Annotated in this window: 6 protein-coding genes and 1 pseudogene; all 7 read left to right on the top strand. The window is 50.1% G+C overall.

Features of this window, described 5'->3' with window-relative positions:
* Positions 1-1,878 (top strand): cohesin domain-containing protein (locus R2I50_RS09690; RefSeq protein WP_316608938.1); only part of this gene is annotated, 1,878 nt, incomplete at its 5' end.
* A gap of 428 nt (positions 1,879-2,306) precedes the next feature.
* A complete protein-coding gene (locus R2I50_RS09685) occupies positions 2,307-3,332 on the top strand; it encodes a cohesin domain-containing protein (protein WP_316608937.1) in 1,026 nt (341 codons plus the stop codon).
* A gap of 190 nt (positions 3,333-3,522) precedes the next feature.
* Positions 3,523-4,272 (top strand): starch-binding protein, encoded by a 750-nt coding sequence (locus tag R2I50_RS09680; RefSeq protein ID WP_316608936.1) that lies wholly within the window; start codon positions 3,523-3,525, stop codon positions 4,270-4,272.
* Positions 4,273-4,530: 258 nt separating this feature from the next.
* Positions 4,531-5,649, top strand: coding sequence for an LPXTG cell wall anchor domain-containing protein (locus R2I50_RS09675; protein ID WP_316608935.1), 1,119 nt, complete (start codon positions 4,531-4,533; stop codon positions 5,647-5,649).
* Between the two features lie 704 nt (positions 5,650-6,353).
* Positions 6,354-6,770: a 30S ribosomal protein S12 gene (gene rpsL / locus R2I50_RS09670; protein ID WP_316608934.1), complete on the top strand. Its 417-nt coding sequence runs from the start codon at positions 6,354-6,356 to the stop codon at positions 6,768-6,770.
* Between the two features lie 145 nt (positions 6,771-6,915).
* The gene (rpsG, locus tag R2I50_RS09665; RefSeq protein ID WP_316608933.1) at positions 6,916-7,386 is read left to right on the top strand and encodes a 30S ribosomal protein S7; all 471 of its coding nucleotides are present in this window, start codon (positions 6,916-6,918) and stop codon (positions 7,384-7,386) included.
* 115 nt (positions 7,387-7,501) lie between these two features.
* A pseudogene (fusA, locus tag R2I50_RS09660) lies at positions 7,502-8,823 on the top strand (elongation factor G); the annotation flags it as partial.

The following is an 8,823-nucleotide window of genomic DNA, read 5'->3' as shown; positions in this document are numbered from 1 at the left end:
GAGCCTGTCACCCCGACCGAGCCCGTAACTGAGCCTGTCACCCCGACTGAGCCCGTAACCGAGCCTGTCACCCCGACCGAGCCCGTAACTGAGCCTGTCACCCCGACCGAGCCCGTAACCGAGCCTGTCACCCCGACCGAGCCTGTAACCGAGCCTGTCACTCCGACCACCGCACAGACTGCCAAGATTACAATCTATGGCTTCAACGGTCAGAGTGAAGTTATGACCTACAATGTAAGCGACAGCTTCTATGTTTACACAACGCTGAATGCGAAGAATATTGCTGACGGCGGCAAGATCGCTTCACTGAATGCTTCCCAGACTTATACCGACAGCATTATCAAGCTGAACGACCTGACCAATGACGAGATGTTCCCGATCATTAACAAGGGCGACGGTGTAGTCGTTAATAAGCAGACCGGTAAGATCCTGTACACCGCTTCTACTCCCGAGACTGATAACGCATTTGTATTTGACAGCGACGACGATTGCGTCATCGTAACCAAGTACACCGTTACCGCTCCCGGCGAGGGTGAGATCCGTAACGCGATCAAGACTATGGCTGCAGCAGATGAGATGCTGACTCCGATCATTAAGAATGGCGAGCCCAGAACAGATAAGCCTGTCGATATTCAGGCGCACTTCGAGAAGCCTGAAGCTCCGACTGAGCCTGTCACCCCGACCGAGCCTGTAACCGAGCCTGTCACCCCGACCGAGCCCGTAACCGAGCCCGTAACCGAGCCTGTCACTCCGACCGAGCCCGTAACCGAGCCTGTCGCTCCGACTGAGCCTGTAACTGAGCCTGTCACCCCGACTGAGCCTGTTGTTGACAAGATCATCATCGACGCTGACGGCAACAAGTACGAGGTTGAGAAGGGCAGCACTCATACCTATTCCTTCTACCTCGACAACGACGGTAAGGTTTGCTCGCTCGACGCGACCACTACTTGGGATACCACTCTCAACAATGCAGGTATCGTACCCGGTATCATCATTGACGAGAACATGCCTGAGTTCCCGATCATCGGCGGCGACAACCTGATCGCTAACCAGACCGAGGGTAAGATCCACTACACTTACACCAACGCTAACGGCGCTGATTTCAGTGCTGAGGACAGCAAGCTCATCACCTTCACCTTCAAGGTTTCTGATGACGCTCAGCCCGGCATCTACTACATCAAGACCAACATCAAGACCTTAGCAGGTGAGGATGAAGAGAAGCAGATCTTCAATGGTAAGGACATCAAGGATGACTTCACACGTAAGGAAGGCGTTCTTGACGGCGAGGATCCGATCTCCAAGGCTAAGGAATATACCGCTACCGATGTAACATACACCAAGGGCAGCGGCTTAGATGCTGATGTAGTTGTAAGCGCTAAGGATGGTAATAACACCGATACCGATAAGGACTTCGAAGGCGTTCTGATTAACGGCGAAGAAGTTGATCCCGCTAACTACACCAAGACAGTTAACGACGACGGTTCGCTGACCATTACCTTCCACAATGACTTCCTTGAGACTCTGCCGAACGGCAACACCGATTTTGAATTTAAGTTCAATAACGGTTCTGTCAAGAGCACTGTTGATGTCAAGGAAGGCAGCACAGAGGGCCCGACTCAGCCCGGTGAGGATGAGACTACTGAGCCTACTGAATCCGGTACCGAGTCCGGCACTGAGTCCGGTACTGAAGGTGCTACTGAGAAGAGCACCAAGGATCAGGCTGCTACAACTCCGAAATCCTCTACTAACAGCGGTTCTTCCTCCTCTAACAGCGCTGCTGTACAGACCGGTTCACCTGTCTTTGCAGTTGTCTTCATGACCATTCTGCTGATGGCTGCCGGTATCATCATCTTCGCTAAGAAGAGAAAAGAGAACTAATTCCCTGACAATTTCGTCAGACTCCTAAAATGAACCTGACCCCCTCATCTCGAGGGGGTCATTTTCATAATGGCAAAAATCGGTAACCGAAATACCGAAGATCGCCTGCTATAAAATCATACTAATCCTTGATAAAAAGATTTAATCAGATATTAGTGATATATTCCGCATAGCGGTGTTGTCGTCCTTGGCATACGACAGTATGCCTGTATCGTCTGCCTTGTTCTGCGAAATTATCCGCTAACAGCTGTTTGTTTCGTTATATTAATAACCGGTATTATCGTCAAAACACACAAAATAATCAGTATAAATTTGTTCACTAAATCAGCCTTCATGATAACTGTTTACAATTTATTTATTGAATTGTACATTTGGTTGTATTATAATGTATGAGAATAAAGAACCACGCTTTGAAAGGACTGTTTACCATGAAAAAGCTTTTATCTATCCTTTGTGTTGCTGCGCTTGCAGTCAGTATGATCGCGGTTTGTGCCGTATCTGCTTCGGCAGAGGTCGATTCCGCTAAGACTGCCTTGGACGTTAAAGCCGGCGACGAGGTTGTGTACTCTCTGCATTTGGGCGGCGTTAAGAACCCTATCATCGGTTCGGATTTCTCATTCTACTATGATCCCGCTGTGTTTGAGGTTTCAAAGATCACTGATTTTGAAGAGAGCGAGAAGCTATCTAACCTTGCGCTGATCAATCCCGATCTGGAGGGTGAGGTACGCGGTAACTGGTCTTTGCTTAACGGTCTGGATTTTTCCAAGGAGCGCAATTTTATCACAATTACTTACAAAGCGCTCAAGGATGCCGACAATACGCATTTGTCGTACTTTATCCGTTATATGTACGACGAAACGTTATTTGACGACCCCGACAACAAGCCTCAGATCAAGGATTATACATTTACCTGCACCGTTACAAAGAACGGCGAGAAAGTGCTTGATAAGGTCCCGCCCGAGCTGAATGTTGAGGAAACTCAGGATAAGGGTCTGTTTGTTAATTCCGTAACCGGTGACAGCAAAGACGCTGATCCTGATATCCCGAATACTGTCGGTAAGAAATCCAACGGTACAAGCGGCTCCGGCAGCGGTAATAATGCGGCTGCAAATAACGGAAACAACGCGAATAATAACGGCAACAACGCCAACAGCAATAACAGCAACAGCAACGATAAGAAAACCATAGAGACCCGTATCGTGGATATGGGTAAGACAGCGGACGGCTACTTTATCACAGCAACCGACGCCGACGGCAACGTTATCGCAACGGCCGATCAGGCTCCTGTTGTGACTGTCGAGGTTCCTGCTGATCAAAAGGGGTCTTCGCCTGTTGTTTGGATCATCATTGCGCTGGTCGTTCTGGCCGGAGGCGGCGGAGCTGCTTACTACTTTATGAAGAAGAAGAACGGTACTGCCGGATCCGATAACACCGATAACAGTAATAATCTGTAATATCTATGAAAGTAAAGGGGCTGACTCGCTGAGCCGGCCTCTTGTTCTTGTATCGGACGTTTTATACTAATCCTTGATAAAAAGATTTAATCAGATATTAGTGAAATATAGCGCATAGATGATAAGCTGTTTTATCAGAGAATAGTACTATATGATGTAAACGATTGATTCACGAAAGGATTGTTTATAGATGAAAAGGGTATTATCGCTATTTTTTGTGTTAATGATACTCACCCTGCTGATTGTACCTGTATGTTCGGCACTGACTACAGATATGGATTATGTATATTTTGCGGTACCTTCCTCGGAAAGCGTCGCATGGACCGGATTCAGCCAAATTTATTGTCATATCTGGAGTAAGGATTCAGGCGAGCTTTATCCCTGGCAGTATGAGAAGGAAGCCTGTGAGGATCTTCACAACGGCTACTGGCGTTACAATATCAGCAATATTAAGTTTAATCCTGCTGATGAGTATTCGCTGATTTTCTCTGCTGATAACGGAATGCAGACCTATGATCTGCACTTTACCTCCTCGTGCCGAGGAGATGTTGTCTGTTGCGACGGAACAAATGAAAAGAACCCCATAAATTCGGAAAAGAATTGTTTTGTTGCCCGTTGGAGGTACAACGGTGCTGTCGAGCGTCCGGTGATCGAGGTGGATGATTCCGGCGCAGTCACCAAGCTCAGCAACAGTACCGCAGATGTCAGCTGGGGAGACTATTGGGGCAACAGTTATGAGCTTGCAGAGACTGTTGCCGCGACAGAGTCTGTAGGAGCGAATAATCGGGATGAAACGACCAGGGCCGAGAAGATAGCATCCGAGAAGGACGGACTCAATACCCGCGCCGTAACGGTGTGGATCGTCATAGCTTGCGCCGCAATTGTGATCGCTGTAGTTTCTATAACCATATACCTGGCTCGAAAGAATCACCATAGCTGAGTTTTTCATCGGATTCGGCGTCAATAAGTGTTTTTATTAAATCTCAGTGAGGAAGCTTTTGGCAAGACTGCCGAAAATATGAAATAATTTTGTTGAATATAACTTAAACCTAAAAATGTTTTTTGGTTACTTTTTGTTGAGCTAAATAATGAAATAATATTGCAAATTTGTGATTTTTAAGTTATAATATATGATACAAAGGAAGAGTGTAGATAGCTTTTCCCTAAAGTAAGTAATTAAATTACGGAGGAGATTATTATGTTCAAGAAATTTTTGAGCCTGGCAATCGCGCTGATGCTCGTTCTGAGCGTAGCTGCCGTAGGTTTCTCTGCTGCTCAGGTTGAGATCACCGACGAGGCCGCTGACGCTGAGGTTGCCGATCAGGCTGCTAACGGCGATGCCGCTTCCCTCGGCGCTGAGGGCGATGTAGCTGCTACCGGCGCTGACGTTCTGAAGTTCGACGCTAACTCTATCGGTTGGTCCGGTATGAAGGCTGTCCAGTTCTATGTTTACAGCATGGATACCGGCGCTGAGCTGCTCCCCTGGGGCGGTAAGAAGCTGAACGGTACCGATGACGGCAGCAACGTATGGACCTATGAGCCCGCTGCTAACGGCATGGATATCCAGGCAGGTAAGCAGTACGGCATCATCTTTGTTAATGCTGACACCAAGGAGCAGACCTACGATCTGCTGATGGATACCTCTTGCTTCGGCGATACCGCTAAGTCCACCGGTAAGGACATCGAGAACCCGGTTGACTCTTCCAAGACCACTAAGGAAGCTCGTTGGACCAACAATTCCTTAGGTCCGCGTCTCCAGATCACCTCTATCGGTAACGTTGTCGGCGATACTATCCCTGCAACCACTTCCGCTTACGGCATGCTGGTTCGCTTCCTCGCTTCTCAGGGTAAGGACGGTCTGACCAACGCGATCAACAACGGTAAGGAAGCTCAGTCCACCATCGACAGCGTTGCTACCGCGCTTGGCCTGAAGAAGGGCGACGTTGAGCAGGCTATCAAGGAAGCCGCTTCCGCTAACAGCTACAGCTCCGATACTCACGACTGGAGCAAGGATTGGGATGCTTCCAAGTCCTCTCTCGCTGACGGTACTTCCGATGACGCTCATAAGACCGGCGACGGCGGTTCCGATGGTTCTTCTTCCGGCGGCTCCGACAACTCCGGCAGTTCTTCCGGCAGCGGTTCTTCTTCCGGCAGCGGTTCTTCTTCCGGCAGCGGTTCTTCTTCAAGCTCTTCCAAGAGCGGTTCCGCTTCCAACACCCAGACCGGTCAGACTGAGACCGTTCTCTTCATCATGCTCGGCGTTATGGTTGCTGCAGCAGGCGTTATCTTCTTCGCTCGCAAGAGAGAGCGCGCTTAATCTCCTTTGATTAAGTCAATATAACCATCCAAGGGTCCTGTGAAAGCAGGGCCCTTTTTATTGTATATGAGATGTGCAGATAATTATGTAGGGGTCGGCTCCGATACGCGTGTCTCCGAAGTCACGCCGTAGGGGCGACCATCGGTCGCCCGTCATCGCGGAGCGACACCGATAAAGCGTTTCTAAAAACATGTAGGGGTCGAATTCATTCGACCCGTTCGCGTAGCACAAATGATGGACGCTTGATCTTGTTGTAGGGCGGGGGTTTGCTCCCGCCGTAGGGGCGAGCATTGCTCGCCCGAGGATGACGGGCGTTATCCATATCGAAAACGTCGGATAGGAAATGCAACGCATTGCGATAGCGGGCGACCGATGGTCGCCCCTACGCTATCGCTGCGCAAATGTCCCTGACATTCGCGCAGCGACATACTCATTCCGAGTGAAATCTCCCTTAAACATGCAAAAAAATGTTGACAAACCTGTCATACTTATGGTAATATAACTAATTGTGGAAGAGTGTGTCCATACACGCTGCTTTCACGGTCAAAATGTGTGAAAACCTTAGGTTTTATCTGGGTTTTTCGTGCGTTTTGCCCATCATCGCTTTAGCATGATAAACACTTGTCACTCGGCGGGTGTTTTTCATACAGGCAGTTTACCGACTGCCGATCAATTCTTTATTATTCTTTGAAAGGAGGAAAATCATGCCAACCTTTAATCAGTTAGTCCGCAAGGGCAGACAGGTATCTGAGAAGAAGGCGAAGGCTCCCGCACTGTTAAAGGGCTGGAACTCTCAGAAGAATCGTGCCATCGATCAGACTTCTCCCCAGAAGCGCGGCGTATGCACCGCCGTCAAGACTGCGACACCTAAGAAGCCTAACTCTGCGCTCCGTAAGATCGCCAGAGTACGTCTCTCCAACGGTATCGAGGTCAGTTCCTATATCCCGGGCGTTGGCCACAACCTGCAGGAGCACTCTGTTGTTCTGATCCGCGGCGGCCGTGTCAAGGACTTACCTGGTGTACGTTACCACATCATCCGCGGTACGCTTGATACTCAGGGTGTCAACGGTCGTATGCAGGCCAGATCAAAGTACGGCGCTAAGCGTCCGAAGAAAAAATAAGGAATTGACAACTCAAAGAAATTAGCTTTTCTTGTTCTGTATTGTTGCAGGGTTTATATATAGAGCTCAGGCTCTCTGACCTACGGGAGTTTGTCACTTTCGAGTACCAATGATTTCTCAATTATTGTGAAGGAGGGAAGTAAAGATGCCCAGAAGAGGTCAGATTGCAAAACGTGATGTTTTGCCGGATCCGATTTACAACTCCAAGCTCGTTACCCGTCTGATCAACAATATCATGCTCGACGGTAAGAAGGGTGTAGCCCAGAAGATCGTTTACGGTGCTTTTGATATCGTTGCCGATAAGACCGGTAAGGACGCGCTGGAGGTATTCGAGCAGGCAATGGAGAATTGTATGCCCGAGCTGGAGGTCAAGGCTCGCCGTGTCGGCGGTGCGACCTACCAGGTACCGATCAAGGTCAGAGATGCGAGAAAGCAGACTCTCGGCCTGCGTTGGATCACCACCTACTCCAGAGCTCGTTCCGAGAGAACGATGAAGGAGAGACTCGCCGGAGAGATCCTCGATGCTGTGAACGGTGCCGGCGGCGCGTTCAAGAAGCGTGAGGATACTCATAAGATGGCTGAGGCTAATAAGGCGTTCGCCCACTATAGCTGGTAAGCAGAAGCGCCCGCAAACTAACAGCCTGCGTTCGGCAGGCTGAGGTATATGAAGATTCAAGATGAAGGTGTGACTTTTATTATCAAGGTCACGCATACGCACTAAGGAGGATATTATGCCCAGGCAGGTATCGCTTGAAATGACAAGAAATATCGGCATCATGGCTCATATCGATGCCGGTAAAACCACTACCACAGAGCGTATCCTTTATTATACAGGTATCAACCACAAAATCGGCGAGACCCATGACGGCGCCTCCACGATGGACTGGATGGAGCAGGAGAAGGAGAGAGGTATCACCATCACCTCCGCCGCTACCACCTGTTTCTGGAAGGATAACCGTATCAATATCATCGACACCCCCGGACACGTTGACTTCACTGTTGAGGTTGAGCGTTCCCTGCGTGTACTGGACGGTTCGAGCCCCAGTCCGAGACTGTTTGGCGCCAGGCGGATAACTATCATGTTCCCCGCATGGTCTACGTCAACAAGATGGACATCACGGGCGCAGACTTCTATCATGTTCTGCAGATGATGCATGACAGACTGAAGTGTAACGCTGTGCCGATCCAGCTGCCTATCGGCTTCGAGGATACCTTCACCGGTATCATCGACCTGGTTGAGATGACCGCCGAGACCTACACCGGTCCTAACGGTGAGAAGCGCGAGACCATCCCGATCCCCGATGACATGAAGGACAAGGCTCAGGAGTACCATGACGCACTGATCGAGGCGGTCGCCGAGACCAGCGACGAGCTCATGGAGAAATATTTTGCAGGTGAGGAGCTCACCATCGACGAGATCAAGGCTGCTATCCGTAAGGCAACTATCGCCAACGAGATGGTTCCCGTATGCTGCGGTACCTCTTATCGCAACAAGGGCGTCCAGAAGCTGCTGGATGCGATCGTCGATTATATGCCCGCTCCCACCGACATCCCCGCTATCAAGGGCGTGGATGTTAACACAGGCGAAGAGTGCGAGCGCCACGCCAGCGATGACGAGCCGTTCTCCGCTCTCGCGTTCAAGATCGCTACCGACCCCTATGTCGGTAAGCTCTGCTTCTTCCGCGTTTACTCCGGTAAGGTCGAGAAGGGCACCGCGGTGTTCAACTCTACGAAGGGTAAACACGAGCGTATCGGCCGTATCCTGCAGATGCACGCCAATGACCGTAAGGACATCGACGTTTGCTACTCCGGTGATATCGCCGCTGCTGTCGGTCTGAAGAACACCACCACCGGCGACACCCTCTGTGACGAGGATCATCCCGTTATCCTCGAGTCCATGGAGTTCCCGGAGCCTGTTATCAAGGTTGCGATTGAGCCCAAGACCAAAGCCGGCCAGGAGAAGATGGGTATCGCTCTGGCGAAGCTCGCCGAGGAAGATCCCACCTTCAAGGCTTACACCGATGAAGAGACCGGCCAGACCATCATCGCCGGT

Source organism: uncultured Ruminococcus sp. (assembly GCA_902785355.1).
In the GTDB taxonomy this organism is placed as follows: domain Bacteria; phylum Bacillota; class Clostridia; order Oscillospirales; family Acutalibacteraceae; genus Ruminococcoides.
The sequence above is the reverse complement of the archived record's forward strand: the minus strand, read 5'-3'. Positions and strand labels throughout refer to the sequence as shown.